This window comes from Sphingopyxis fribergensis (assembly GCF_000803645.1).
Taxonomy (GTDB): domain Bacteria; phylum Pseudomonadota; class Alphaproteobacteria; order Sphingomonadales; family Sphingomonadaceae; genus Sphingopyxis; species Sphingopyxis fribergensis.
On sequence record NZ_CP009122.1, the window covers coordinates 2,265,854 to 2,291,420 of the forward strand.

Consider the following 25,567-nt stretch of genomic DNA (forward strand, 5'->3'; position numbering starts at 1 on the left):
CTCCCGCAAAATAGTCAGAATGCGAAGATAGGATGGTCGTTCCCGATTTGCGACCCCCGCCGCCACAGCAACTTATGACGCACTGCACAAAATTCTGGCATGTCCAGCAAGGTCATGTCATCATCGGCAACCGATATGCCACGCCTTCCCCCCATCAGCAGCATGGAAGCCTTTCTAGAGGTCGCCCGCCATGGCACGGTCAAAGCGGCCGCCATCGAACTCGGCCTGTCGATGCCCGCGCTGTCGCGCCGCATCCAGACGCTCGAACATGCCGTGGGCCGCCCGCTGTTCAACCGCCATCATCACGGCCTCAGCCTGACCGAAGCAGGCCGTGCGCTACACGAACAATTATCGCCGATCCTCGACGAGCTGCGCACCGTGATAGGCCAGGTCGGCAGCCCCGACGCGTCGCTGCGCCTGCATCTCAACGTCCTGCCCCTCTTTGCTCAGCAGCGCCTGTTTCCGCGCCTTCCCGAACTGCGGAGCAAACACCCCGAACTGCATATCGACATCGACACCATGTCTCATGCCGAAGCGCGGCTGGGCGACGGCATCGATGCGGCGATCGCCCTCGCCCGCTCGATCGACCCCGTGCTCTATGCGGCGCGGCTCGATCAGGACAAGGTCTTCCCGATTGCTTCGCGGACGCTGACCGACGGCAACCGCGCGATCACCGTGCCCGAACAAATGCAGCGAATGACCATCCTGCTCCACCGCGAGATGCCCGAGACCTTTACCGAGTGGAAGAAGGCGATCGGCATGCCCTATCTGGAACCGGCCGGGATCGACTATTTCGATTCGGGGCCGCTGATGTTGGAGGCCGCGGCGCAGGGGATCGGCGTCGCCTTCATGCACGGCCATCACTTCGACGACGCGCACGATCCGCGCCTCGTCCGCTTGTTCGATTTCGATGTCGAAAGCCCGTACAGCTATTGGTTCGTGTGCCGCCCGCGCGCGCTGCGCCAGCCGGCGGTCAAGCTGTTCCACGACTGGCTGCTCGCGGCGAAAATCTAACCGGCACGGCGCCCTGCAATCCCCTTCGGGCCGGTTCTCAAAGTCCGGAAAATGGTGCTGCTGGACAGGATTGAACTGTCGACCTCGTCATTACCAATGACGCGCTCTACCACTGAGCTACAGCAGCAACCGGGATGCCGGCAAACACATGTTTGCTGGCAGGCGCGGCCTATGGCGGGGTGCCTTGCCCCTGTCAAGGTGCCAGGGTTGACGATGCGGCGATTTAGCGGGCATGGCGCTTCGCGTGAGCAAGACACCCTCTCCCGCCGATATCGAACGCGAGCGCCGCCTCGCCGAGGCGCTGCGCGACAATCTGCGCAAACGCAAAGCGCAGGCGCGCGATGCCAAGGCTGAAGCCCCGCCTAAAGACTGACGGTCACCGTCACCGGACGGCCTTCGGTCAACCCCTCCGCCTTTCGGACCGCCGCCTTGACCGGCAACAGCCAGCCGCCGCTTTCCTTGTGCGGGAAAACCGAAGTTTTCCACTGCGTATCGCCAATATTCGCCTCGACGCGCGCGGATCCGAATCCCTTTCGCCCCTCGAGCCACTGGCCCGTCATCGCCGCCATGCGAATCCCGTCGGCAGCCCCGCCCGTAATCGTGACGAAGAACCACGCCGCCGGTGCGGTCGCCGATTGCCAGCGCCAGAGCGGCGCCGTGACGGTGAAATCTTCCAAGAGGCTATTTCGCGCCGACCGGACGCACCGGAACCGGAATATTGCAGATATCGGCGCCGCCCGCCGGCTTGATGAAAAAGGGATCCCGGCGGTTCGCGCGCGCATCGGCGTAACGCGCAAAGCTGTCGCTTTCGGTCGACAGATATTCGAAACGCGGCTGTTCGGTCGCAGGCAGTTCGGTTGCGAGACGAATCGATTTGATCGACACGCGCTCGGCCGCATCTTCGTAAAAACCGAGCGCTCCGGTTCCGCGTGGCAGGCTCGACAGATGTTCGATGCCACTTATCACGCGGCCGACGACCGCAATGTTGCGATCAAGATGGCGCGGCGCGTGTCCGATCACGGCATAGAGTTCTGCCCCCGATCCCGTGTCAGGCGACATGTTGCGGCCGACGCCGACTGCGCCGTAGCAGTGGACCGGCCACGCATTGTCGACTGATGTATATTCGACTGTCGCCCTGACGGTTCCCGCGGCATCGAGCTTCTGTTCCAATTTGATCTTCGAGCTCACAGCAACGGGCATCCCACCGGCGAATGTGAATTCATACGCATATGGGTCCGCCAATTTTCGGGTGGTTTTCGACATAGAGATCGGACCAGTCACGCCACGAGCCGGCCCTTTACCATGGTCGGTCCAGATCATCTTGATCGAACCGTCCGCCGCCGCGACCTGATACTGGCTCTCAGGAATCGTCATCAATCCCTTGGGCAGCGCCTTCTTCTCGGTCCCATCACCCCATTGCGCGACATAATTATCCTGCACGCGATTCACGCTCGTTCTGTCCCACCAATGCGCGGCGGCGAGCTTGCGGATGTTGCCGATCCATCCCTGGCTGAATGGCGCGGGCATCAACTGGATGACGACGCGGCGCGGCTTGCCTTTGGCATCGGGCGCGAGGTCCATCACCAGCAAATCCGACGGAGCAATGACAATCCAGTCGCTGGCTGGCGCGGCGGCGGCAATTTCTCCCGGCGACGGGATCGGTGCCGGCTCTTGGGCTGAGGCGGGAAGGACGAGCGACGCGGCGGCGACGGCCGTCAGGAGCAGATGTTTCATCCCGTCTGTCTGCCATGCCCAATCGGCTTGCGAAAGCCCCGGCAAGCGATTAGGGCGCCCGTTCCAGTGCATGCGGAGCGGTGGCCGAGTGGTCGAAGGCGCTCGCCTGGAAAGTGAGTATAGGTCAAAAGCCTATCGTGGGTTCGAATCCCACCCGCTCCGCCATTTTCCCGAGCCCGCTGCCAGCCGCCTCGCTCGCAGCTACCAGAAGCGCTTGGTGTCGATGAAATCCTCATGCGCATCGACCGCGGCATCGAGCAGCTTGCCCTTCTTGCCGTGCGCCAGCAGGTTGGCGGCGCCGGGGGCTTCCGCAACACCTAGCCTTTTCAGCACATCGGGCGCGGTCGCGAGATCGTTGAGCGCGCCGAGTTGGTCCTGCAGCGCCTCCAGCGCCTTGACGAAGCGCTTGTGGCGGCGCTTTTCGGTCTTATGCTCGAACAGCCCCTGAAAAAACTCGGTGGCATAACGCATTTTCTTCGCGCTCTTGCGCGCCTCGTGCCGGGCCTCATCGTCGATATCGGCGAGATAGCGCCCCTCGCGCTTCACCTTTCGCCGAAAGCGGTCGAGTGCCTTGGTTGCGAAGTCGCGGGCCGGCGCATTGCCGTCGTGGCTACCGCCGGCCTTCCCCGACCAATCCGCCGTTGCAGCCCACTCCGTCACGTCGAATGGCAGCCGCCGCGCCCGCGCCGAGGCGAGGATTTCGCACACAGCATCATATGTGGCCTCGCGCATGGCCGCGATCCGGTCGTAGAGCGGACCGGGCTCAGCGCGCTTCAAAAGCACGTCGAGATCGCGCGCCTGACCCAGCTCGGATGCCAGCCAGCGCAATTCCGCGCGCAACTCCGCACCCGCGTCGCCGATCATCGGCGTGAAGATCGAGAAGGCCGACCGAAGACGGCGCAGCGCCACGCGCGCCTGATGCAGGGCGCCGGCATCGCGGCTCGCCAGAAGAAGGCTCTCGTTGAGCCGGAATTGCCGGATACAGGATTGGACGATCTGCCCAAACGCCTGCGCCGCGGTCGCGTCGCAGGCGAGGACCACCGGCTCGGCCATCATCCGTGTCGGGGCAGCACCCGCAAGCGCATAGCCGCGTTCCGCTTTGCTCAAGACGCCGAGCCGTACCGGCACAACGGCAGCGATCCGGCGCGCAAAGGCAAACAGTGCGGCGGGATCGCCCGACTTCAGTTCGAGTTCGATCTCGCACACCTGCGATCGCCGCTGGCCGGCCACGACTTCGCCGCGGTCGAGCACAAGTTCGATCGCCGCACCTCCTTCGTCGATATTCCAGGTCTGGCGGTCGATCTCGACTTCGAATGCCGGGGCGATGCTATCGGCCTTGTCACCGAGCAGCGCGCGAAGCGGTGTGGTGTCGTCAAGGACCGGGGAGCCGTTTTCCGCCGCGCGCTCCCATTCGGATCGCATGAAGAGACCAGCAGCACTCGCGCCATCGGCCTTGATCGTCTGGACGCGCTTCTTCCCCGAACGGCGAATACGGAGCGAGAAGCCCGCGTTCGCGACGTCATGCTCGGGCGTATCGAAATAGGTCGAGATCTGTCGGACCTTTTTCGCCGAGTTCGCAAGCAAACCGGAGGCTTCGAACGTCGCGGCGTCTTCGTTCGCGATTTCCAGTTTCAGCTCGACCTCGTCCGCCATGGCGTTGTCTCCGGAATGCTGATCTTGTCGGCGCAGGGGCACGCGAAAGGCGCCATATACCGGATTTGCGTAAAAAGCTCGACGATCCGGCAATCAACGCGGCTCTTTATCGCGTTATGCTGCCCGTTGACAGCATCGGGCAATCGAACGACCTAATCGGTCGCGATCGAAAATAGGGGAAACCCGCGTTTCTGACCGCCTTTGGACGATGACAGAAGGGGAATGGCGCACCCGGAACGATTCGAACGTCCGACCCTCAGATTCGTAGTCTGATGCTCTATCCAGCTGAGCTACGGGTGCGTGGAGACGCGCCTTTAAGACCCGTCGCGCAGGGGCGCAACCCCCTATTTCAGCTTTGTGACCGTTCCACACGACGATTGGCGGCGTATCGCGTCGAGCCTACCGATTTCCGCGGGATCCTTCAGCAAAAGGCGGATCAACGCGATGCCGTGATCATGGTTGGTGCGGACAACGTCGGCACCTTTCGGCACCGACTGCCCGGCGCGCGCGACGATGATTCGAAACGGCTTGCCGCCCGCCTCGACGTCGTTGCGCACGAAAATCACGTCGGTCGCGGCATCGAAGATGCTGAGCGAACTATAACGCCCTTCGACCGGCGTGACGTCGATCGAGACCGGTCCTGCTGACAGATCATAAGGGCAGCTTGAATAAGCCAGATCAGGGCTGGGCCGCACGACCGGCTGATATCCGGACGTCGCGAGATTGGCGTAGGACATGCGATTGACGCCGCCCTGCCCCAGCCGTTCCATCGCCACGCTCATCAGGCCATAGGGAATCGCCCAGATCGCGGCATAGGCCGTGACGGCCGCGACGATCAGGCCGAAGGCGACCGGGCCGAGCCAACCCCGCATCTCAGCAGCCCTCCTTCACGATTTGCGGGAGCACGGCCTTTTGCGGGTCGGCGCGGAACGCCTTGCCGGGATTGTACATCCGCAAGGTAAGGTGGAAGGGCTGGCCCTTCGTTCCCGGCAACCACGCGCCATCGGCCGGTTTTGTGGGAGCGATGGTGACGCGCCATTCGCCGTTGGTATCGAGCGCGACATTCGCGCCGTTCACCGACCAAAGCTTTGCCGGATTGGCGACGAGATAGCCCGCCTCGTCATAAATGGTGACGCTCCACCAGCGCGCATCGAGCGCCGGACCCGACAGGCGATAACGGCAGTTGCCGTCGAGCGTTGCGCCCGTGGCGTCGGCTTCGGCCGACCAATAGACGGTTTCCTTCGCGGGAAGCGCGAGCAGCCCGGCGCGCGCAACCACCGCGCGCGTGATCGGATCGGTGGCCTTCGTGCCATAGCCGAGCGAGGTACTCCACGGACCGTTCTCGATCGCGCCACCGCGCAAGCCGCTGCCGGTCAGCGCCCATGCGGCGCCGAGCCCCACCGCCAAGCCGCCCACCAAGGTGATCGCATAGCGGTGCCAGCTCTTCATGCGGTTTCCCCCTGTTATTTGCCCTTTTTCAGCGCAGCCTGAGCGGCCGCGAGCCGGGCGATGGGCACACGGTAGGGCGAGGCGCTGACATAGTCGAGGCCGGTTTTTTCGCAGAAATGGATGCTCGGCGCGTCGCCGCCATGTTCGCCGCAGATGCCGAGCTTGACGTCGGGGCGCGCCTTGCGACCGCGGTCGGCGGCGATCTCGATAAGCTGGCCGACCCCTTCGACGTCGAGGCTGACGAACGGGTCGGTCAGGAAGATGCCCTTGTCGACATATTGCGTCAGAAAGCGGCCCGCATCGTCGCGGCTGATGCCGATCGTCGTCTGCGTCAGGTCGTTGGTGCCGAAAGAGAAGAATTCGGCGGTCTCGGCGATCTCGCCCGCCATCAATGCGGCGCGCGGCAGTTCGATCATCGTGCCGACGAGGTAAGCGATCTCGCGGCCCTTCTCGTCGAACACCGCTTTCGCCTGTGCATCGACGACCGCCTTCATCAGGTCGAACTCTCGGCGCGTTGCAACGAGCGGAATCATCACCTCGGGAATCGGCGCTGCGCCCGTTTCGGCGGCGACGTCGCACGCCGCCTCGAAGATCGCGCGTGCCTGCATCTCGTAGATTTCGGGATAAGTGACGCCGAGGCGGCACCCACGATGGCCAAGCATCGGGTTGAATTCGTGCAGCTCGTTCGCGCGCGCCTTCAGCGCTTCGATGCCGACGCCCGCAGCCGCAGCAACGTCGGCGAAATCCTCTTCGCGCGTCGGCAGAAATTCGTGGAGCGGCGGATCCAGCAGACGGATGGTGACGGGCAGCCCCGCCATCACGCCGAAGATCGCGGCAAAATCGCCGCGCTGTTCGGGCAGCAATTTCGCGAGCGCAGCGCGGCGGCCGGCTTCATTCTCCGCGAGGATCATCTCGCGCACCGCGGTGATGCGCGCGGCGTCGAAGAACATATGCTCGGTGCGGCAGAGCCCGATGCCTTCGGCACCGAAATCGCGCGCGACCTGCGCATCCTGCGGCGTTTCGGCGTTGGCGCGCACCTTCATGCGGCGAACCTTGTCGGCCCACACCATCAGCGTGCCGAAATCGCCGACGAGTTCGGGCAACAGCGTCTTGACCTCACCCGCCATCACTTCGCCGGTGGAACCGTCGAGGGTCAATATGTCGCCTTCGCGGAGTTCACGTCCGCCAACACGCAGCACGCGCGCATTGCCGTCGATCGACAGCCCGCCGGCACCCGAGACGCAGGGGCGGCCCATGCCGCGAGCGACGACCGCAGCGTGTGACGTCATGCCGCCGCGGGCGGTGAGGATGCCCTTTGCGGCGTGCATGCCGTGGATGTCCTCAGGCGATGTTTCGACGCGTACCAGAATCACCGCCTCGCCCATTTCTGCAGCCTTTTCAGCGCCGTCGGCGGTGAACATGATTTTACCCGACGCCGCGCCGGGGCTGGCGGGAAGGCCCTTGGTCAGCACGTCACGCGGCGCATCGGGGTCGAGCGTCGGGTGGAGCAGCTGATCGAGCGCACCGGGATCGACGCGGCCGACGGCTTCTTCTTCGGTGATCAGCCCTTCGGCCGCCATGTCGACGGCGATCTTGAGCGCTGCCTTGGCGGTGCGCTTGCCGCTGCGCGTTTGCAGCATCCAGAGCGTCCCGCGTTCGACGGTGAACTCGATATCCTGCATGTCGCGATAATGCGTTTCGAGCGTGTCGAAGACGCGGCCGAGCTCCTCGAAGGTCTCGGGCATCGCTTCTTCCATCGACAGCGGTTTGGCGCCCGCCTTTTCGCGCGCGACCTTGGTGAGGTACTGCGGCGTGCGGATGCCCGCGACCACATCCTCGCCCTGCGCGTTGATCAACCATTCGCCGTACCAGGCGCGCTCACCGGTCGCGGGATCGCGGGTGAAGGCGACGCCAGTGGCCGAGGTATCGCCCATATTGCCGAACACCATCGCCTGGATATTGACCGCGGTGCCCCATTCGGCGGGGATCGAGTTCAACCGGCGATAGACCTTCGCGCGGTCGCTTTCCCAGCTCGCGAACACGGCGCCAACCGCGCCCCACAGCTGGTCGTTGGGTTCCTGCGGGAACGGCGCGCCGGTTTCGCGCTCGACGATCGCCTGATATTCCTTGACGAGCGCTTGCCAGTCTTCAGCCGACATCTCGGTGTCGAGGTAGAAGCCCCTGTCTTCCTTGGCGATTTCGAGCGCTTCCTCGAACTCGGCATGGTCGAGGCCCATGACGACGTCGGCGTACATCTGGACGAAGCGGCGATAGCTGTCCCAAGCGAAGCGCGGGTCGCCCGACGCGTCGGACAGGCCGACGACGGTGCGGTCGTTGAGCCCGAGGTTGAGCACAGTGTCCATCATCCCCGGCATAGACACGCGTGCGCCCGAACGGACCGAGACGAGCAAAGGATCGGCAGCGTCGCCGAATGTTTTACCGGTGATCCCCTCGATATGCGCGATGCCCGCGGCAACCTCTTCGATCAGGCCAGCGGGGAATTGCTCACCATTGGCGTAGTAGGCGGCGCAGACGTCGGTGGTGATCGTAAAGCCCGGGGGCACCGGCAGGCCGATCGAGGCCATTTCGGCGAGGTTCGACCCCTTGCCGCCCAGTAATTCCTTCGACCGCTCGCTCGTCGTCGCGTCGCCGCCGAAAAGATGCACCATCGTCGTCATATGTAGCTCCTGCTGCCCCGGGGAGGAGGTTGCGGCTGGGTAGGTATGCAATCGCGCTTCGTCGATTCAGTTTTGCTTCGTTCGTTCAAAGGGGCCGTAGGGTCAGCCCTCGATCTTCGAGAAATCGGCGACGCCATGCACCGCGCCGGTAAAGCGCGCGAGCAGGCCGAGGCGATAGGCGCGGACCGCTTCGTCGGGGTCGTTGACCATCACGCCGTCGAAAAAGGCGTCGATCGGGGCGCGGAGGCTGGCGAGCGCGGCCATCGCGTCGGTAAAGCGCTCCTCGGCCACCGCAGCTGAGGCTGCGGGTTCGGCGGCGTCTAGCGCCTTGAGCAAAGTCGCGTCCGCGTCCGTCGGCGACGTCGCGGCGGCGGTCCCGCTCACCTCGCCCGCCTGCTTGAGGATATTCGCGGCGCGCTTGTAGCCCGCGAGCAGGTTCGTGCCGTCCTCGGTCGCCATGAACGCCTGTAACGCCTTCACGCGCGCAAGCAGGCGAACAAGATCATCCTCGCCGCCGAGCGCGAACACGGCGTCGATCAGGTCGTGACGGACGCCAGCTTCGCGCTGCTGGACCTTGAGGCGGTCGGCGAGAAAGACCGCAAGCTCCGGCAAGAGCTGTTTCCACGGGTCAAAGAAGTGCTTTGCCAGCTCTTCATCGGACATCCTGATGCTTTGAGCTTTTTCCTTAATGGCAGAGCTGCTGCCTTTCGGATCATCGAGCGCCGCAAGGTACATGTACCAAGTGGACCACTTTTCGCCCGAGAGCTCCTGAGCGGCGGAGATCTTGAAGGATTCAGCCAGAAAAGCCGGAAAGGAAGCTCTGACTCGATTATTCAGAACAAGGGATATGATACCGATGGCAGCTCGTCGCAGAGCAAACGGATCCTTTGATCCCGTTGGAGGCATGCCCTTCCAAAAAAAGCCGACTAACGTATCCAGCTTATCCGCCAACGCCACAGCCACCGTCACCGGCGCCGTCGGCACGTCATCGCCCTGCCCGACCGGCTTGTAATGGTCGCGGACCGCGTCGGCGACGGCATCGGGCAGACCTTCGGCGCGGGCGTAATAGCCGCCCATCAGGCCTTGCAATTCGGGGAATTCGCCGACCATTTCGGTGACGAGATCGGCCTTTGCCAGCTCGGCTGCCTGCCTCGCGAGTGCGGGGTCGCAGTTCGGGACGATGCATTCGCTCGCCAGCCATTCGGCGAGCCTTGCGACGCGCTCGACCTTGTCGGCGACAGTGCCGAGCTTTTCGTGGAAGGTGATGCGGTCGAGCTTCTTGGCGTGATCTTCCAGCTTCGTCTTGCGATCCTGGTCCCAGAAGAAGCGCGCGTCGGACAATCGCGCCGCGAGCACCTTGCGGTTGCCCGCGACGATCTCCGCCCCTCCATCGACTGCGTCGATGTTCGCGGTGCAGACGAAGCCGTTCGCGAGCTTACCGCTCGCATCGTTCACGACGAAATATTTCTGGTTCACGCGCGCAGTGAGCTGAATGACCTCGGGCGGCACCTCCAGAAACGCTTCGTCGAAGCGGCCGAGCAGCGGCACGGGCCATTCGGTGAGGCCGGCATTCTCGATCACCAGCCCCTCGTCCTCGACAAGCGTCAGCCCGGCGTCGGCCGCGGCCTTGGCGGCGCCGTCGCGGATGATCGACTGGCGTTCTTCATGGTCGACGATGACGTGGCAGGCGCGGAGCTTTTCGGCATAGTCCGACGCTGAGCCGATCGTAATCTCGCCCGGGCAATGGAAACGGTGGCCGCGCGTTGCGAAACCGGCGGAAATCCCGCTAACTTCACACGCAACGAGGTCTTCGCCAAAGATCGCGACGATGCCCGACAGCGGGCGCACCCAGCGCAGGCTTTCGCTGCTCGCGCTCGCCTTGCCCCAGCGCATCGACTTGGGCCAGGCGAAGGCGCGGATGATCGCGGGGATCGCCTCGGCCAGCACCTCGGCGGTCGCGCGGCCGGGCTTGTCGATCACGGCGAAGTATACGCCGTCGCGGTCTTCGAGCTGGTCCTGCGTCAGGCCAGTCTTCCGCAAGAAGCCTTCGAGCGCCTGCGGCGGCGCGCTGCTGCGCGGGCCTTTGAGTTCTTCGCTGACCGCAGCCGTCGCATCGGGCAAGCCCTTGGCAATCAGTGCAAGGCGGCGCGGCGTCGACCAGATAGTGAGGTCGCCCGTTTCAAGACCCGCGGCAGAAAGCTGCGCACGGAACAGCTTTTCAAGCTCAGCGCGCGCGCCGGCCTGCATCCGCGCCGGGATTTCTTCGCTGCGCAGTTCGAGAAGAAAATCGGTCACAGCGTCCACCCCGGATATTTAGCGGCCCAGCGCTCGGACTGGCTGTCGATCCACGCCTTGCAGCTGCCTTTGGCGAGGTCGCGGACGCGCGCCATGTAATTGGCGCGCTCCTGTACGCTGATCACGCCGCGCGCCTGAAGCAGGTTGAACAAATGGCTCGCCTCGATCGCCTGGTCATAGGCGGCGAGCGGCACGTTCGCTTCGATCGCGCGCTGGCATTCAGCCTCGGCGGCCTTGAATCCCGCAAACAAGGTATCGGTGTCGGCGACCTCGAAATTCCATTTCGAGAACTGCTTTTCATTCTCGAGGAAGACGTCGCCATAGCTGACCGCCGCGACATCGCCGACCGCGTCGGAGAAGCGCAGGTCGTACACATTGTCGACATTCTGGATATACATGGCGAGGCGTTCGAGGCCGTAGGTCAGCTCGCCCGCGACGGGTTTGCAGTCGAAGCCGCCCATCTGCTGGAAATAAGTGAACTGGGTGACCTCCATCCCATCGCACCAGACTTCCCAGCCCAGCCCCCAGGCGCCGAGCGTCGGCGATTCCCAGTCGTCCTCGACGAAGCGGATGTCGTGGAGCAGCGGGTCGATGCCAATCGCGGCGAGGCTGCCCAGATATTGTTCCTGCAGGTCGGCGGGCGAAGGCTTCAGGATCACCTGATACTGGTAATAATGCTGCAGCCGGTTCGGGTTTTCGCCATAGCGGCCGTCGGTTGGGCGGCGGCTCGGCTGGACATAAGCGACGTTCCACGGCTCGGGGCCGAGGCTGCGCAGCGTCGTCGATGGGTGGAAAGTCCCTGCCCCGACGCGCATGTCATAGGGTTGCAGGATCGCGCAGCCGCGCGCCGCCCAATAGGCGTGCAGCGTCAGGATCATGTCCTGAAAGCTGAGTGGTGTCTTGTCCGCCCCGTCGGCCACTGCCGGTATTCCTTCGCAGGTGCAAAAATCGTCGCCGCATTGGCCCAGCCATGCCGCACGGTCAAGGCTCCGCGCCTTTCGTCATGGCGCGAAAATGCGCGACTTGGTCAGGTGTGCGAAACTTTTTGTAAGGTGTTGTTGACATGGTCAGCGAATCGCGACATATAGTCATGCATACCTGACATGAAGACAGGTTGAGATGACCAAGATCCCGTCGATCCAAGGAGAATAGACATGATGACCCGCACCCTGATCCTCGCCCTTTCGCTCACCGCCGCTGCTGCGCCCGCCATGGCTGCCGGGAACGGAAATCGCACCGTCGAAGTCCGCATCGACGACCTGAACCTGACTCACACGGCGGATCGCGAGCGCCTCGACTCCCGGCTGAAGAATGCAGCGCGCAGCGTCTGCCGTACCGGTCTTCGCGGCGCGGCCGAAAATGCCCGCCGGTCGGCATGTCTTTCGAATGTCCTTGCCAAGGTCGCCCCTAAGGCCCGGCAGGCGATCGCCCGGGCGCAGAACGGCACGCAGCTCGCGCTGCTGATGGTCGACGCGGCCCGGTAAGACAGGATTGGACGACTTCGCTCCTGCCGTACCTCCCCGGTGACGGCTGGCGACCTGAGCTGGAGCGCCCTCTTGGATGACGGCGCTCCAGTCTCTTGCCTGGCGAAGGACGATCCGACCCTGCCGCCCCAATCTCCACCTTCCGCAAGGACCGGACAAAAATTCCCTTCCCCGCCATTTCGATGCGCTATGGGAAGGCCCTGATCCTTCGGATGGAAATGCTGGCGAGGCGCCGATGAACAATAAATTGAAAGTGCTCCGCGCGATGCGAAACTGGAGCCAGGCGGAACTCGCCGACCGGCTCGACGTCTCGCGGCAAGCGGTGAACGCGATCGAAACGGGGAAATATGATCCCTCGCTTCCGCTCGCCTTCAAGCTCGCGCGGCTGTTCGACATGCCGATCGAAGAGATTTTCGATGACGGCCACGAAGGAAACCCCAATGACTGAGACCCGGAACATGAAACGCCCGATGTCGCCGCGCCAGCGCCGTTATCGCTTCGCGCTGGGCTTCGCCGCCATCCTCGGCGCCATACTCGGCATCTGGATGGCGAGCGACCAGCCGGCCGGAAGCCACGGGTTCGATACGGTGCTGGGCGGCGGTCCGCTCAGTGCCAGCTTCGCGATCGGGGCGTCGATCTTCTGGGGAATCGGCCTAGCGATCTCTCTCATAATCTATCACCGCGCGATCGACGATCATGAAGCGCGGGCTTGGCTCTGGGCGGGGCTCGCCGGCTGGTACGCTTTTATCGTTCCCGCTCCGGTATGGTGGGTTCTGAACCGCGCCGGCCTCGCCCCGCCGATTGACACGATGCTGCTGTTTCTACTGTCGATGGCCGCGAACGCCATCGTCTGGCTGTGGCTCAAATACCGTTGAGCATTTTCCACTCCCCTTCCCCGTTCGATCCGGCCATAAGCGCCCGTAACGAAAGTGATTTCCCGATGAAAACCTGGTTCAAGAAGCTCGCCACCACCTGCGCGATCGTCGCCTTCGCGCCGTCCGCAATTCTCCTCGCCGCCCATGCCGCCGAGCCGGCCGCGGCGGCCGCACCGGCCACGACCGATGCCGATCCCGCACTATGGGTCTTCAAGGACAAGGACACGACCATCTATCTCTTCGGCACCGTCCATGTGCTGAAACCCGGCCTCGGCTGGTTCGACGAGGCAGTGAAGACGGCGTTCGACAAATCCGACGAGTTGATGCTCGAAATGGTCATGCCCGAGGATCAGGCAGCGATGGTGAAGGAAATGATGCCACTGGCAATCGACCAAAGCGGCAAGACGCTCTCGTCGCGCCTCGACCCTGAGCAGCTCAAGGCCTATCAGGCGGCGCTGGCGAGCCTTGGCATCGCGCCGGCGCAGTTCGATATGTTCGAGCCCTGGTTTCCCGCAATGACACTGTCGGTCCTGCCGCTCACCAAGCTCGGTTACGATCCCGAACAGGGCGTCGAAAAGCTGCTGACGAGCTCGGCCAAAAAGGCCAGCAAGCCGGTCTCGGGCCTCGAAACGCTGGGCCAGCAGCTGGGCTATTTCGATACGCTGCCCGAAAACCAGCAGGTCAGCTTCCTGAATTCGGTGGTGAGGGATCTCGACAAGCTGGGGCCGCAACTCGACAAGATGGTCGTGCAATGGGCAAAGGGCGATCCCGACGCGCTGGCGGTGACGATGAATGAAAGCCTGGCCGAGACGCCCGAACTCGGGAAGGTGCTGCTCTGGGACCGCAATGCCCGCTGGGCCGATCAGCTGAAAGCCCGGATGGACCAGCCGGGCACGGTGTTCGTCGCGGTTGGCGCGGGGCATCTCGCGGGCGAAAAGAGCGTCCAGGATTATCTGAAAGAACGCGGCATCATTGCCAAACGGGTCAAATATTGAATCGAACGGCGCGCCCTTCCCGGCGTTGGGGTCGCCGCCTTGCGGCGGCCCTTTTGCCGTGCTTGCTCGCCGCTTGCGGCACGACGGAACAGACGACGCAGGCGCGGCCCGCGATGTGGCTGGTCTCCGACGACGACACGCAAATCTACATGCTGGGCGCTATGCACGCCCTGCCCCGCGGCACCGACTGGGAGCGCGGCAAGGTCGCCGACGCTATCGCGACCGCCGACGAACTGGTGATGGAATTATCGCCCGACGAACTCGCCGGGGCTGGCGCCGTCTTCCAATCGCTAGCGCCACGCACCGCGCCGCTCGCGATGGAGAAACGACTGCCGCCGCAGGCTCTCGCTGGCTATCGCGCCCTGGAGGCGCGTGGCGGCGATTTCGGAGGCGACACCCTCGACGACTGGGCGGTGATGGTGCTGATGGGGCAGCGGGTGGCGCAAAGCGCCGAGCTGGATTCGTCCGATGGCGTGGAAACGCGGCTGACTGAGCAGTTCAAGGACGCCCGCAAACCGATCCGCGGTCTCGAGACCGCTCGCGAACAATTGATGCTGTTCGAAACGCTCGATCCGGCGACCCAGCGCACACTGCTGACCCGCGCAGCCGAAAATTCCGGCAATGCGGTGAAGGACGTTGGCGCCCTGACCGCCGCGTGGGGCCGCGGCGATGTTGCGGCTTTGGAGAAGGTGATCAACGAGGATGTCGACGCGGTGCCCGCAGCGCGCAAGGCGATCATCACCGACCGCAACCGGCGCTGGACCGCGTGGGTGCACCAGCGGTTGGAACAGCCCGGCACGGTGCTGATGGCGGTTGGCGCGGGGCATCTGGTAGGGCCCGCCGGCGTGCCGGCGATGCTCGAAGCCGAGGGGCTGGAGGTCCGCCGCGTACAATAAGCGCGGCGACGCTTGCATTTCGGCCGCTTCCTCGCTAAGCGCCGCCGCTTCCGTCCATGGTCATCCCTGGAGGCGTGGCGGACTGTGAAATCTGTTTCGGAGAAAAATGATGAGCGACCAGCTGGTGCTGTCGGCCGAGACGCGTGATCGCGGAGGCAAGGGAGCCTCGCGTGAACTGCGTCGTAATGGCCGCGTCCCCGCCGTTGTCTATGGCGGCAAAGAAGAACCCCTGATGATCCACGTCGAAGAAAAGCTGCTGATGAAGCAGTTGATGACGGGTCACTTCATGAACTCGGTCGTGATGATCGACGTCGGCGGCAAAAAGGTGCGGACCCTGCCGAAGGACGTCGCATTCCACCCGGTCAAGGATCGTCCGATCCACGCCGACTTCCTGCGCATTTCGAAGGATTCGAAGGTTCAGGTCGCGGTGCCCGTGGTGTTCATCAACGAAGAAGCCTCGCCCGGCCTGAAGCGCGGCGGCGTGCTCAACGTCGTTCGCCACGAACTGGAACTCGTTTGCGACGCGGACAAGATGCCCGACGACATCCAGATCGATGTCACCGGCTATGACGTCGGCGATTCGATCCACATCAGCAATGTGACGCTGCCCAAGGGCAGCGAAAGCGCGATCACCGATCGCGACTTCACCATTGCCACGATCGTTGCCCCCTCGGCGATGAAGTCGAGCGAAGGCGACACGACCGTTGACGGCGGCGAAGAAGCTGCCGAAGGCGACGAAGCCTAAGCAATCCGGACCGCCCCTCCCCATGCGGGAGGGGCGTTTCCACTGGACCCCGGGAAAGGCACTTTCATGCAGCTCTGGGTCGGCCTCGGAAATCCCGGGCCCCAATATGCGATGCACCGCCACAATGTCGGCTTCATGGCCGCCGATGTCATCGCCGACGTCCATGGCTTTCCAGCGCCCGCGAAGAAATTCCAGGGTTGGATCCAAGACGGGCGCATCGGATCGCAGCGCATCCTGCTGCTCAAGCCCGGCACCTTCATGAACGAAAGCGGTCGCAGCGTACGCGCCGCGCTCGATTTCTATAAATTGTCCTCGCAGGACGTCACCGCCTTCTACGACGAACTCGACCTCGCGCCGATGAAGGTCAAGGTGAAACAGGGCGGCGGCGCCGCGGGCCACAATGGCATCCGCAGCATGATCCAGCATATCGGCGAGGATTTCCGCCGCGTGCGCATCGGCATCGGCCATCCGGGGCACAAGGATCGCGTCACCGGCCATGTCCTCGGCAATTATCACAAGAGCGAGATGGAGCCGCTGATCGACCTCCTGGGCGCAATTGCGGCCGAGGCGACATGGCTCGCCGACGGCGACGATGTACGCTTCCAGAGCGATCTCGCGCTGCGCCTGCAAGGTTGAGGCGATGCGGCCCCGTCCGGTTTCGACCGATTTCGGACGTCTGAGGGAAGCGCATTGTCAGCAACAATAATCGTTTGTTATCAAATGTTGGCCCACGGCTGAAATAATGTCCAATCCCTCCCCCTCAAGCCTGCGAGAGGCTCCTGAATGGAAGGTATGTCGGCATTTAATCCGGTTGCTATTAGAGCTGGATAACAACACGCTTGAGGTTTTCGACGATGACGGCCGCTTGGGATTCTATTCGGTGTCCAGCCACGACCAGAACCCAATGAATTTTCTTGCCGATTTCCAGTTGCTTGAGGGCGGTTGGGTTCGATGGAGATTAATTGAACCAGACTTCGATCGTTGCGCTGATATACTGCATCAGTTGGCACCGTTTGATGGGGTTCTTGGCGCGCTGGTTTCGACGACGATCTACAATAATCTTCTGCCGGAAACGCCTGACCCGTTCGAGCTTCCCTTAGGCGTTCCATCATTCGGGGAACCCGTAACCGGTGCGATTTTGGAAAATTTGAAATCGCTAATGGGTGAACTTGTGCGGCTCGGATATGCGCGTCGGGTCAGAGGGCAAGATGGAAGTGAATTTTACTCGTGGACGGAATGGATGGCGTCCTCAATGCTCGCCAATTACGCGCGGGGATGGAGGACGATCTAAAGCCGGGTCGCGACGTCCGCTTCCCACCCCAAAACGGACCTCCAGCTGCCAATTTGGCGGGACGACCGAAGTAAGGCATGATGGCCCCGAAAGGAGCCGTCCCCATGTCCGATCGCCATAGCCCGAGCCGCCGCGAAATCCTTGCCGGCGCCGCCGCACTCACCGCCGCGGCCCCCGCCCTGCTTCACGCCGCCACCCCCGATGCCCCGTCGCTGAAGGGCCGCACCGTGCTGATCACTGGGGCATCGAGCGGCTTCGGCCGCGTTGGCGCGCTCCACTATGCCCGGCTCGGCGCAAAGGTAATTGCGACGATGCGGGGTGTCCCGCGTCCCGAAGCCGAAAGCCTCGCCGCCGAGGCCGCAAAGGACAAGCTCGACCTGCACATCGTCGAGATCGACGTGACCAGCGATGCATCGGTGACATCGGGCGCCGCCAAGGCGCTGGAGCTTGCGGACGGGCGCATCGATACGCTGGTCAACAATGCCGGCATCGGCATCACCGGCCCGGTCGAGGTGCAGGACATGGAAGCGACGCGCCTGATCTTCGAGACCAATGTGCTGGGCATCCAGCGGATGCTCCGCGCGCTGCTGCCACAGATGCGCGCGGCGAAGAGCGGACAGGTCTTCAACATCTCATCACAGCTCGGCCGCGTGATCGTGCCCGGCGGCGGTCATTATTCGGCGACCAAATTCGCGGTCGAGGCCTTGTCCGAACAACTCGCCTATGAACTGGTCCCGCACGGCATCGAGGTGACGATCATCCAGCCGGGCGGCTATCCGACGCGCGTGTGGCAGAACCGCAATATCTATACCGGCGCATTGAAGGGTCGCAGCGACGCGGCGCTGCTCGCCGCCTATGAACCCTTCACCAAGGGTATGGGAACCGAAGACGGCAGCGGCCGCAGCGCCGACCCCGCCGACGTGCCGCGCGCGATTGCCGAGATCATGGCGATGCCCGCGGGATCGCGGCCGCTGCGCCGCGCGGTCCATCCGGGTGCCAAGCCGCAGGAAGCGATCAACAAAGTCGCGGCCGAGGTGCAACTTGCATGGCTGGGCGGCTCGCCGCTGGGCCCGCTCATCAAGGCGGTGCACGACTGATCGTTCGCCATGTCACTGAAGCGTCACATGAATCAACTTCTTCCGACATGGTGAAGCCATGTAGCTGACACCTCCCTCTGCAATCGGTGCGCCACCTCATTCCGGACGATCCAGTCCGGGGCTCAATCGAAAACAGGGGAACTGCATTGTCACATCTTACCGACGAAGCCCGCGCGCCTTTTCGCGGCGAAACCGGCGGCCTCCCGGGGCCGGATAGCCTGGAGGCGATCGTCGCCCAAAATCCGACACGCCGCACCTTGTTGAGAAACGGCCTGTTCGGCCTGTCGGTCCTGCCCGTCATGGCGCTTGCCGCGTGCGACGACGCGAGCGGCGACCCGAGCGTCACGCTGCCGCCGAACCCGACCCCGACGCCGACACCAACCCCGACCCCACCGCCGAGCTTTGCGGTCAGCTTCGCAGCGGTCGCGGCGAACCAGAACGACGCCGTCACCGTTCCCGCAGGCTACACCGTCGACGTTCTGCTGAAGGCCGGCGATTCGGTCGAGGCGGGCGCGCCCTATTACGGCAGTTTCCCCGCAACCCCGGCGATCGCCGAGAAATGGGCCGGCGGCAATCACGACGGCATGGAATATTTCGCCTTCCCGGGCGTCGATGCCAACAACCGCGGCTTGCTGGCGATCAACCACGAGCTGCCCGACTTCAACATCCTGATGGCCGGAACCTATAACGCGGCGTCGGCAACGGCCGACCAGAAGGCCCTTGCCCTGTCGGCAGTCGGCATCAGCGTCGTCGAGATTTCCAAGGGCAGCGACGGAAAATGGGCAGTTCAGGCGGGATCGACCTTTAACCGCCGCTATACCGGCAACAGCAGCTATCTGGTCGGCGGCCCGGCCGCTAGCGCCATTGCGTCGCCGATCAAAGGCATGCTCAACAACTGCGCCAGCGGCCGCACCCCGTGGGGAACCTATCTGACCTGCGAAGAGACGACCGACAATTATCTCGATCCGTCTCAGCCCGCCAATGGCTATGGCTGGGTGATCGAAATCGACCCGCAGCGCGAGCTGGCACAGCCGACCAAGCGCACGGCGATGGGACGATTTGACCACGAAAACGTCGCATATCTGGAAAATGGCGATCGTCGCCTTGCATTTTACATGGGCGACGATGCGACCCCGGGCTGCATTTATAAATTTGTTCCCGACCGCGCCTATAGCGCAACGAACCGCGCCGCCAACACGGACCTGCTTGATTCAGGCACGCTTTATGTCGCGCGCTTCAATGGCGACGGCACCGGCGAATGGCGCGCACTGGTCGTCGGGCAGAACGGCCTGACCGCAGGCGCATCCGATCCCGGCAATGTCAGCCAGAGCACCACCCCGCCCGCGCCGACGATCGTCAATTTCAACAATCAAGCCGATGTCCTTCTCAACTGTAAATCGGCGGCGCGCGTCGCCGGCGGCACCGTGATGGACCGTCCCGAATGGCTGACCGTCGCGCCCGACAACAAGGCGGTCTATTGCACGCTGACCAACAACAGCGGTCGCCGTGTTGTCGACCCCGCCAACCCGCGCGTCACCAACCTGCACGGGCATATCATCAAGTTCCGCGAAGAAGGCGATTCGCCGCTGGCCACGAAGTTCAGCTGGGAAATCTTCCTGACCGCGGGCGATCCGTCGCTCTCGGCGGGCGGCAGCAACCTCGTCGGCAATATCAACGGCGATACCTTCTCGAGCCCCGACGGCATTCGCATCGACCCGCAGGGCCGTATGTGGGTGCAGACCGATCACAGCGTTCCCGGCAACTCGGGGGTCGCAGGACGTACGATCGATCAGACATTCGGGCACAACGCGATGTTCTATGTCGATCAGGTCTCGAAGCAGTCGAAACGCTTCCTCGTCGGCCCGCTTGGCTGCGAGATCACGGGCCTGGCTTACACGCCCGACCTCAAGACCTTTTTCGTGAACATCCAGCATCCGACGGGCAACTGGCCGGTCGCGGGCCAGCAGCCGCGCTCGTCGACTGTCGTCGTGCGCCGTACCGACGCCCAGCCGGTCGGCAACTGATCGCGGCATAGCCCCGCCCGCCTTCAACCGTGGGCGGGGCTATCGCTAAGGTACGCGCTGCGGCGGTGGCGGCGGCGAACCGTCGCGCGTCTGCGACATCAGGGTTACACACATCGTCCGGTGCACCGGATGCCGGCCGCAGGCGATGCCGGCATAGCGATGGGTCGGACGCAACAGGCTGTGGCGATGCCCGCGGTCGGGGACGCCATCATCGATCAACAACTGGTCGACGACGCCTTCGGGGGTGTGATGGCCATAGGTGATGACTTCGTTGACATAGGGCCCGCCGCCACGCGCCTTCATCCGTTCGCCGGGGCCGCTGCCTTTGGTGTAATGACCGACCGCGCCCGACCGCGATTGGACCGCAACATGGTCGGCGGCCGCGCGTGCCAGCGCATCGCTCCATTCAAGTTCGGTGAGCGGCTTTTCGCGGCGGAGATCGCGGATCGCTTCGTCGACCGCGGCGACGCCCTCGCGCGTCATGATGTCGATTTCGCTGTCATCGTCGCTGACGAGGAGTTTGCCCTCGAAGCGCGGGCGATAGTCGCGCAGATATTCGGCATAGGCCGCGGGATCGCTGCGAAAGCGATTGAGTTCGGTAAAGACGCCTTCCTCGAAACGGCTGGGCGCCGCGACGGCGGCGGTCGCGCCGATCGTCATCAAGACGCCGACGGCAAGAAGAAGGCGGGGTTTCGTCATGGCAGCTGCGATAAAGCCGCAAGTCTGAACCACACGCAACGGCAAAGACTGGCGCCGAAAGCAATCTGGCGCTAGGGGCGCTGCAACAGCGGCGCCGCGGTCAACAGCGCGCCGAACCTCACGGAGTTTTTATGGGTTTCAAATGCGGCATCGTCGGCCTTCCCAACGTCGGCAAGTCCACCCTGTTCAACGCGCTGACCGAAACCGCGGCAGCACAGGCGGCGAACTATCCTTTCTGCACGATCGAGCCGAATATCGGCAATGTCGCGGTGCCCGACGCGCGGCTGGAAAAGCTGGCCGCGATCGCGAGCAGCAAGAAGATCATCGCGACGCAGCTCGCCTTCGTCGACATCGCCGGCCTCGTGCGCGGCGCATCGAAGGGCGAAGGGCTGGGCAACCAGTTCCTCGGCAACATCCGTGAAGTCGACGCGATCGTCCATGTGCTGCGCTGCTTCGAAGATGACGACATCCAGCATGTCGAGAATAAGGTCGACCCGGTCGCCGACGCCGAGACGGTCGAAACCGAACTGCTGCTCTCCGATCTCGAAAGCCTGGAGAAGCGCGTTCCCGCCTTCGCCAAGAAGGCCGCGCAGGGCGACAAGGAAGCGAAGATCGCCGCATCGGTGCTCGGTCAGGCGCTTGAGCTGCTGCGCGAAGGCAAGCCCGCACGGCTGACCGAACCCAAGGACGAGGAAGAAGCCCGCGTCCTGCGCACCGCGCAGTTGCTGACGTCGAAGCCGGTCCTGTACGTCTGCAACGTCGACGAAGGCAGCGCCGCGAACGGCAACGCCTTCTCCGAAAAAGTGTTCGCCAAAGCCGCCGCCGAGGGCGCGCAGGCGGTCGTCGTCTCCGCCGCGATCGAGAGCGAGCTGGTGACGATGGAGATGGCCGACCGCCTTGAGTTCCTCGAGGAAATGGGTCTGCACGAAACCGGCCTCGCGCGCGTCATCCGCGCGGGATACGAGCTGCTTCACCTCATCACCTTCTTCACCGTCGGCCCACAGGAGGCGCGCGCGTGGACCGTCCACACCGGCGCCACCGCACCCGAAGCCGCGGGCGAAATCCACAGCGATTTCCAGAAGGGCTTCATCCGCGCCGAAACGATCGCCTATGACGATTATGTTGCGCTGGGCGGCGAAGCGCGGGCACGCGAAGCGGGCAAGCTGCGCGCAGAAGGCAAGGCCTATGTCGTCCACGACGGCGACGTGATGCACTTCCTGCATAGCTGAGCCGGCTTTGTTAATGCGCGGCCGGTGGGCACAAGGACCGCGTAATATTCCAAAGTTCAGGAAAGTTCAGCCTTATGAGCCCCCGGTTTGGACCTCGCGACGTGATGACGCGCCCGGAACGCCCCGCCATGGCCCACCCGCAAGCCGGGCAGCGACCGCTTTTTGTTCACCAAATAAAAGAGCCGGATGACGGCTCGCATGGCCGGATAATGTAGGAAAGGCTTATTTGAAGGCGACGTTAGTTTTGGGGTGGGGAGCGGACGCCGACTTTGCCACCTTCGTCATCCCGGACTTGATCCGGGATCCATGACTTCAGCGCCGCAGTGGATCCCGGATCAAGTCCGGGATGACGATGATGCAAATATCCTCCCTGTGGCGAAGCCATGGGGAGGTGGCAGCGCGGAGCGCTGACGGAGGGGCAATGGCGCTGCCGTTGCCGCCCCTCCACCAACGCCTGCGGCGTCGGTCCCCCTCCCCATGGCTGCGCCACAGGGAGGATTCATGTCCGCAATTGCTCGTTAGCCGCCGTTGCGGAGCAGGTTACGGCTCGAACGCCGCCAATATCGGGCACGGCCCCTTGTCGCTCGCGGCGCATTGATCGGCGAGGCGCGCGAGGGCGGCGCGCGTTTGCGTCATCTGCGCGATCTTTTCGTCGAGCATTTCGATCCGTTGGCGTGCGAGGGTACGCACGCGCACACGGTCGTCGCTTGCCTCCAGCGCGAGCAGTTCGGATATCTCGTCGAGCGTGAAGCCTGATGCCTGCGCCGAGCGAATGAATTTCAGGCGTCTGAGGTCATCCTCGCCATAACGGCGAATCCCGCCGCCCCAACCGTCGCCGCCGCTGCGTGCGGGCGTTTCGAGCAAGCCCCGGCGCTGGTAATACCGCACCGTTTCGACCCCGACCTCGCCCGCGGCCGCCAATTTTCCGATCGTGAGTTGCATCGCTTGACTCCGTACTATGGTACGGACGCTATATGGGGCGCATGAAAAGCCAAGCAACCCTCCATCGCATGGTCATGCCGGGGCACACCTGCCCCTATGGCCTCAAATCGAAACATCTGCTGGAAAGCCGCGGTTTCATAGTCGACGACCGCTGGCTGACGACGCGCGAGGAGGTCGACGCGTTCAAGGCCGAGCATGGCGTCAAGACGACGCCGCAGACCTTCATCGACGGCGTGCGGATCGGCGGCCATGACGATCTGCGCCACCATTTCGGCCTGAGGGTCGCCGACCCCGACGCGACGAGCTATACGCCGGTGATCGCGCTCTTCGCGATGACCGCGCTGATGGCGCTCGCGGCGAGCTTCGCGGTTGACGGCAGCGTCTTCACCCTCCGCGCCGCCGAATGGTTCATCTCGTTCAGCATGATCGTGCTCGCGCTGCTCAAACTGCAGGACGTCGACAAATTCGCGACGATGTTCCTGAACTACGACCTGCTCGCCAAACGCTGGGTGCCTTATGCGAGCCTCTATCCCTTTGCCGAAGGGCTTGCCGGCGTGCTGATGACGGCGCACGCCCTGCCCTGGCTCTCTATCCCGCTTGCGCTCGTCATCGGCGGCATAGGCGCGGTGTCGGTGTTCAAGGCGGTCTATATCGACAAGCGCGACATCAAATGCGCCTGCGTCGGCGGCAGCAGCAAGGTGCCCTTGGGCTTCGTCTCGCTCACCGAAAATCTGATGATGGTCGCGATGGCGCTGTGGATGGCGTCGATGTGGTTCTGATCCCCTCCCGCATCGGTCATTGATGAAACATAGGACTGGGCTATCAGGGGCTTCGAATCGCCCCACGGAGCCCAGCCATGTTCAACCGTCGCCATTTCCTCGCCGGGGCCACCCTCGCCGGCCTAGCCGCCCCTGCGATCCTGCGCGCCGAGGGCGGTATTTTCCGCGAATTCCCGTTCAGCCTCGGCGTCGCGGCGGGCGATCCGGCGAGCGACGGCTTCGTCATCTGGACGCGCCTCGCCCCCGACCCGATGGAACGCCACGGGGGGATGCCGCTGGCGAATTTCCCGGTCGACTGGGAGGTCGCGAGCGACAGCGGCTTTCGCGACGTCGTCGCCAAGGGGACCGAGCTTGCACGCCCCGAACTGGCGCACAGCGTGCATGTCGAGGTCGCGGGGCTCCAGTCCGACCGGCCCTATTATTACCGCTTCACCGCGGGCGGCGAGCGCAGCCTGCGCGGCCGCGCGCGTACCCTGCCCGCTCCGGGCGCCAAGGCCGATGCGCTGAAATTCGGTGTCGCCGGGTGCCAGCATTTCGAGGCGGGTTTCTTCGGCGCCTATCGCCATCTCGCGCGCGAAGATCTCGCCTTCGTCTATCATTATGGCGACTTCATCTATGAATATAGCGAGGATTATCTGTTCAACACCGGGCTGCCGACGCGGCCGGTGCGCAAACACGCCTTCCGCGCGCTTGTCGACGTCACCGATTTCCGCAATGCCTATGCGCAGCAGCTTGGTGATATCGACTTGCAGGCGGCGCGCTGCACCCACGCCTTCCTGTCGAGCTTCGACGATCACGAGATCCGCAACGACTGGGTGTCGGACATCGACAACTGGAAGCTCGGGCTCGAGGTCAATGATCCCGAAGCCGCATCGCCCGAAGTTTTCATGCTGAAGAAGCAGGCGGCGATGCAGGCGTGGTACGAGCACATGCCCGTGCGCAAGGCACTGCTGCCACGCGGCGGCATGGTCGCGATGAACCGCGAGTTTCGTTACGGCGACCTGATGGCAATGCAATTGCTCGACACGCGGCAATATCGCGATGACCAGCCGTGCGACGATGGCTTCAAGCCCGCCTGCCCCGGCGTATTCGACAAAAATGCGCAGGTACTTGGCAAGGCGCAGGAAGAATGGCTCGGCCGCAATCTGGCCAAGGGTGGCGCCACCTGGAATGCCTTTGCGCAGCAGGTCACGATGATGTCGCTCGACCGGCGGCGGAAAGCCGACGAACCTGAGAAGATCGTCAATCTCGACAGCTGGGCGGGTTATGAAGCGCCGCGCGAGCGGATCCTGTCGCGCATGGCGGGGCTCAAGAACAATGTCGTGCTGACCGGCGACGAGCATCAGAATTTCTGCGGCGACCTGGTGACCAAAGACAAGGTCGTCGGCGCCGAATTTGTCGCGACATCGATTTCGTCGGGCGGCGACGGAAGCGACAAGCGCAACGGTACCGACCTGTTTTTAAGCCAGAACCCCGAACTCAAATTTGCGAACGACCAGCGCGGCTACATCGTGTGCGAAGTGGGTCGCGAGGCGTGGCAGACGCATTTCATGGTGGTCGACAAGGTGACGACGCCGGTGAACAATCTGTCGAAGCGCGCGACGGGCGTGGTCGAGCGCGACGTCGCTGGGATCAAGATGGCGTGACGTGTCTCCGGACGGTCACATAAGCGCCATAGCGGAGCGCGC

General features: G+C 63.7%; 25 protein-coding genes and 3 tRNA genes. 16 read left to right on the forward strand and 12 right to left on the reverse strand.

What is annotated here, in order from left to right:
• Positions 1 to 135 precede the first annotated feature (135 nt).
• Positions 136 to 1,014, forward strand: coding sequence for a LysR substrate-binding domain-containing protein (locus SKP52_RS10530; RefSeq protein ID WP_039580652.1), 879 nt, complete (start codon positions 136 to 138; stop codon positions 1,012 to 1,014).
• A 52-nt stretch (positions 1,015 to 1,066) separates the two neighbouring features.
• Here SKP52_RS10530 and SKP52_RS10535 read toward each other — a convergent pair.
• A tRNA-Thr gene (locus SKP52_RS10535) sits at positions 1,067 to 1,141 on the reverse strand.
• Positions 1,142 to 1,258: 117 nt separating this feature from the next.
• Between SKP52_RS10535 and SKP52_RS27215 the strand changes: the two genes are divergently transcribed.
• Positions 1,259 to 1,387: a hypothetical protein gene (locus SKP52_RS27215; protein ID WP_267128073.1), complete on the forward strand. Its 129-nt coding sequence runs from the start codon at positions 1,259 to 1,261 to the stop codon at positions 1,385 to 1,387.
• Here the strand turns inward: SKP52_RS27215 and SKP52_RS10540 are convergent.
• Together SKP52_RS10540 and SKP52_RS10545 are read right to left on the reverse strand one after the other, a co-directional pair.
• Positions 1,377 to 1,691 (reverse strand): DUF1905 domain-containing protein, encoded by a 315-nt coding sequence (locus SKP52_RS10540; RefSeq protein ID WP_039574627.1) that lies wholly within the window; start codon positions 1,689 to 1,691, stop codon positions 1,377 to 1,379. The genes SKP52_RS27215 and SKP52_RS10540 overlap by 11 nt on opposite strands.
• 4 nt (positions 1,692 to 1,695) lie before the next feature.
• Positions 1,696 to 2,748 carry a peptidylprolyl isomerase gene (locus tag SKP52_RS10545; protein ID WP_039574629.1) on the reverse strand — a complete coding sequence of 351 codons (1,053 nt, stop codon included), beginning with the start codon at positions 2,746 to 2,748 and terminating at the stop codon, positions 1,696 to 1,698.
• A 74-nt stretch (positions 2,749 to 2,822) separates the two neighbouring features.
• Between SKP52_RS10545 and SKP52_RS10550 the strand changes: the two genes are divergently transcribed.
• Positions 2,823 to 2,913, forward strand: a tRNA-Ser gene (locus tag SKP52_RS10550).
• Between the two features lie 36 nt (positions 2,914 to 2,949).
• Here the strand turns inward: SKP52_RS10550 and SKP52_RS10555 are convergent.
• The 7 genes from SKP52_RS10555 to SKP52_RS10585 all read right to left on the reverse strand — a co-directional run bounded on the left by SKP52_RS10555 (position 2,950) and on the right by SKP52_RS10585 (position 11,701).
• Positions 2,950 to 4,401, reverse strand: coding sequence for a CYTH and CHAD domain-containing protein (locus SKP52_RS10555; RefSeq protein ID WP_039574632.1), 1,452 nt, complete (start codon positions 4,399 to 4,401; stop codon positions 2,950 to 2,952).
• Positions 4,402 to 4,624: 223 nt separating this feature from the next.
• Positions 4,625 to 4,701 (reverse strand) — tRNA-Arg (locus SKP52_RS10560).
• Between the two features lie 44 nt (positions 4,702 to 4,745).
• On the reverse strand, positions 4,746 to 5,273 hold the full coding sequence (locus SKP52_RS10565) for a DUF1254 domain-containing protein (protein WP_039574634.1): 528 nt from the start codon (positions 5,271 to 5,273) through the stop codon (positions 4,746 to 4,748).
• Position 5,274: 1 nt separating this feature from the next.
• A complete protein-coding gene (locus SKP52_RS10570; RefSeq protein ID WP_052208096.1) occupies positions 5,275 to 5,850 on the reverse strand; it encodes a DUF1214 domain-containing protein in 576 nt (191 codons plus the stop codon).
• A gap of 14 nt (positions 5,851 to 5,864) precedes the next feature.
• Positions 5,865 to 8,528 carry a pyruvate, phosphate dikinase gene (gene ppdK / locus SKP52_RS10575; RefSeq protein WP_039574637.1) on the reverse strand — a complete coding sequence of 888 codons (2,664 nt, stop codon included), beginning with the start codon at positions 8,526 to 8,528 and terminating at the stop codon, positions 5,865 to 5,867.
• A 102-nt stretch (positions 8,529 to 8,630) separates the two neighbouring features.
• Complete coding sequence (glyS, locus tag SKP52_RS10580) at positions 8,631 to 10,823, reverse strand: glycine--tRNA ligase subunit beta (protein WP_039580659.1); 2,193 nt, start codon at positions 10,821 to 10,823, stop codon at positions 8,631 to 8,633.
• Complete coding sequence (locus tag SKP52_RS10585) at positions 10,820 to 11,701, reverse strand: glycine--tRNA ligase subunit alpha (protein WP_052208938.1); 882 nt, start codon at positions 11,699 to 11,701, stop codon at positions 10,820 to 10,822. Before SKP52_RS10585 ends, glyS begins: the two co-directional genes overlap by 4 nt.
• A gap of 276 nt (positions 11,702 to 11,977) precedes the next feature.
• On the opposite strand from SKP52_RS10585, the gene SKP52_RS10590 reads away from it, so the two are divergent.
• From SKP52_RS10590 to SKP52_RS10635, 10 genes are all read left to right on the forward strand, one after another.
• Positions 11,978 to 12,307, forward strand: coding sequence for a UrcA family protein (locus SKP52_RS10590; protein WP_039574639.1), 330 nt, complete (start codon positions 11,978 to 11,980; stop codon positions 12,305 to 12,307).
• A gap of 235 nt (positions 12,308 to 12,542) precedes the next feature.
• Positions 12,543 to 12,755, forward strand: coding sequence for a helix-turn-helix transcriptional regulator (locus SKP52_RS10595; protein ID WP_039574640.1), 213 nt, complete (start codon positions 12,543 to 12,545; stop codon positions 12,753 to 12,755).
• Positions 12,748 to 13,182 carry a hypothetical protein gene (locus SKP52_RS10600; RefSeq protein WP_052208098.1) on the forward strand — a complete coding sequence of 145 codons (435 nt, stop codon included), beginning with the start codon at positions 12,748 to 12,750 and terminating at the stop codon, positions 13,180 to 13,182. Before SKP52_RS10595 ends, SKP52_RS10600 begins: the two co-directional genes overlap by 8 nt.
• A gap of 65 nt (positions 13,183 to 13,247) precedes the next feature.
• The gene (locus SKP52_RS10605) at positions 13,248 to 14,177 is read left to right on the forward strand and encodes a TraB/GumN family protein (protein ID WP_039574641.1); all 930 of its coding nucleotides are present in this window, start codon (positions 13,248 to 13,250) and stop codon (positions 14,175 to 14,177) included.
• Between the two features lie 62 nt (positions 14,178 to 14,239).
• Positions 14,240 to 15,073: a TraB/GumN family protein gene (locus tag SKP52_RS10610; protein ID WP_228383893.1), complete on the forward strand. Its 834-nt coding sequence runs from the start codon at positions 14,240 to 14,242 to the stop codon at positions 15,071 to 15,073.
• 109 nt (positions 15,074 to 15,182) lie between these two features.
• The gene (locus SKP52_RS10615; RefSeq protein WP_052208940.1) at positions 15,183 to 15,818 is read left to right on the forward strand and encodes a 50S ribosomal protein L25/general stress protein Ctc; all 636 of its coding nucleotides are present in this window, start codon (positions 15,183 to 15,185) and stop codon (positions 15,816 to 15,818) included.
• Between the two features lie 66 nt (positions 15,819 to 15,884).
• On the forward strand, positions 15,885 to 16,454 hold the full coding sequence (gene pth, locus SKP52_RS10620; RefSeq protein WP_039574647.1) for an aminoacyl-tRNA hydrolase: 570 nt from the start codon (positions 15,885 to 15,887) through the stop codon (positions 16,452 to 16,454).
• Positions 16,455 to 16,560: 106 nt separating this feature from the next.
• Positions 16,561 to 17,109 carry a hypothetical protein gene (locus tag SKP52_RS10625; RefSeq protein ID WP_148309085.1) on the forward strand — a complete coding sequence of 183 codons (549 nt, stop codon included), beginning with the start codon at positions 16,561 to 16,563 and terminating at the stop codon, positions 17,107 to 17,109.
• Positions 17,110 to 17,213: 104 nt separating this feature from the next.
• Positions 17,214 to 18,206 carry an SDR family oxidoreductase gene (locus SKP52_RS10630; protein WP_039574649.1) on the forward strand — a complete coding sequence of 331 codons (993 nt, stop codon included), beginning with the start codon at positions 17,214 to 17,216 and terminating at the stop codon, positions 18,204 to 18,206.
• A 146-nt stretch (positions 18,207 to 18,352) separates the two neighbouring features.
• On the forward strand, positions 18,353 to 20,230 hold the full coding sequence (locus SKP52_RS10635; protein WP_039574651.1) for a PhoX family protein: 1,878 nt from the start codon (positions 18,353 to 18,355) through the stop codon (positions 20,228 to 20,230).
• Between the two features lie 45 nt (positions 20,231 to 20,275).
• On the opposite strand, the gene SKP52_RS10640 is transcribed toward SKP52_RS10635, so the two are convergent.
• Entirely contained in the window at positions 20,276 to 20,929 is a 654-nt protein-coding gene (locus tag SKP52_RS10640; protein WP_039574652.1) for a CAP domain-containing protein, read from the reverse strand.
• 131 nt (positions 20,930 to 21,060) lie between these two features.
• Between SKP52_RS10640 and ychF the strand changes: the two genes are divergently transcribed.
• The gene (ychF, locus tag SKP52_RS10645) at positions 21,061 to 22,158 is read left to right on the forward strand and encodes a redox-regulated ATPase YchF (protein ID WP_039574655.1); all 1,098 of its coding nucleotides are present in this window, start codon (positions 21,061 to 21,063) and stop codon (positions 22,156 to 22,158) included.
• Positions 22,159 to 22,698: 540 nt separating this feature from the next.
• Here ychF and SKP52_RS10650 read toward each other — a convergent pair.
• The gene (locus SKP52_RS10650) at positions 22,699 to 23,100 is read right to left on the reverse strand and encodes a MerR family transcriptional regulator (RefSeq protein WP_039574657.1); all 402 of its coding nucleotides are present in this window, start codon (positions 23,098 to 23,100) and stop codon (positions 22,699 to 22,701) included.
• Positions 23,101 to 23,141: 41 nt separating this feature from the next.
• Between SKP52_RS10650 and SKP52_RS10655 the strand changes: the two genes are divergently transcribed.
• Both SKP52_RS10655 and SKP52_RS10660 read left to right on the forward strand, forming a co-directional pair.
• Positions 23,142 to 23,879, forward strand: coding sequence for a glutaredoxin family protein (locus SKP52_RS10655; protein ID WP_052208102.1), 738 nt, complete (start codon positions 23,142 to 23,144; stop codon positions 23,877 to 23,879).
• A 77-nt stretch (positions 23,880 to 23,956) separates the two neighbouring features.
• On the forward strand, positions 23,957 to 25,525 hold the full coding sequence (locus tag SKP52_RS10660; protein ID WP_039574662.1) for an alkaline phosphatase D family protein: 1,569 nt from the start codon (positions 23,957 to 23,959) through the stop codon (positions 25,523 to 25,525).
• The last annotated feature ends 42 nt before the right edge of the window (positions 25,526 to 25,567 follow it).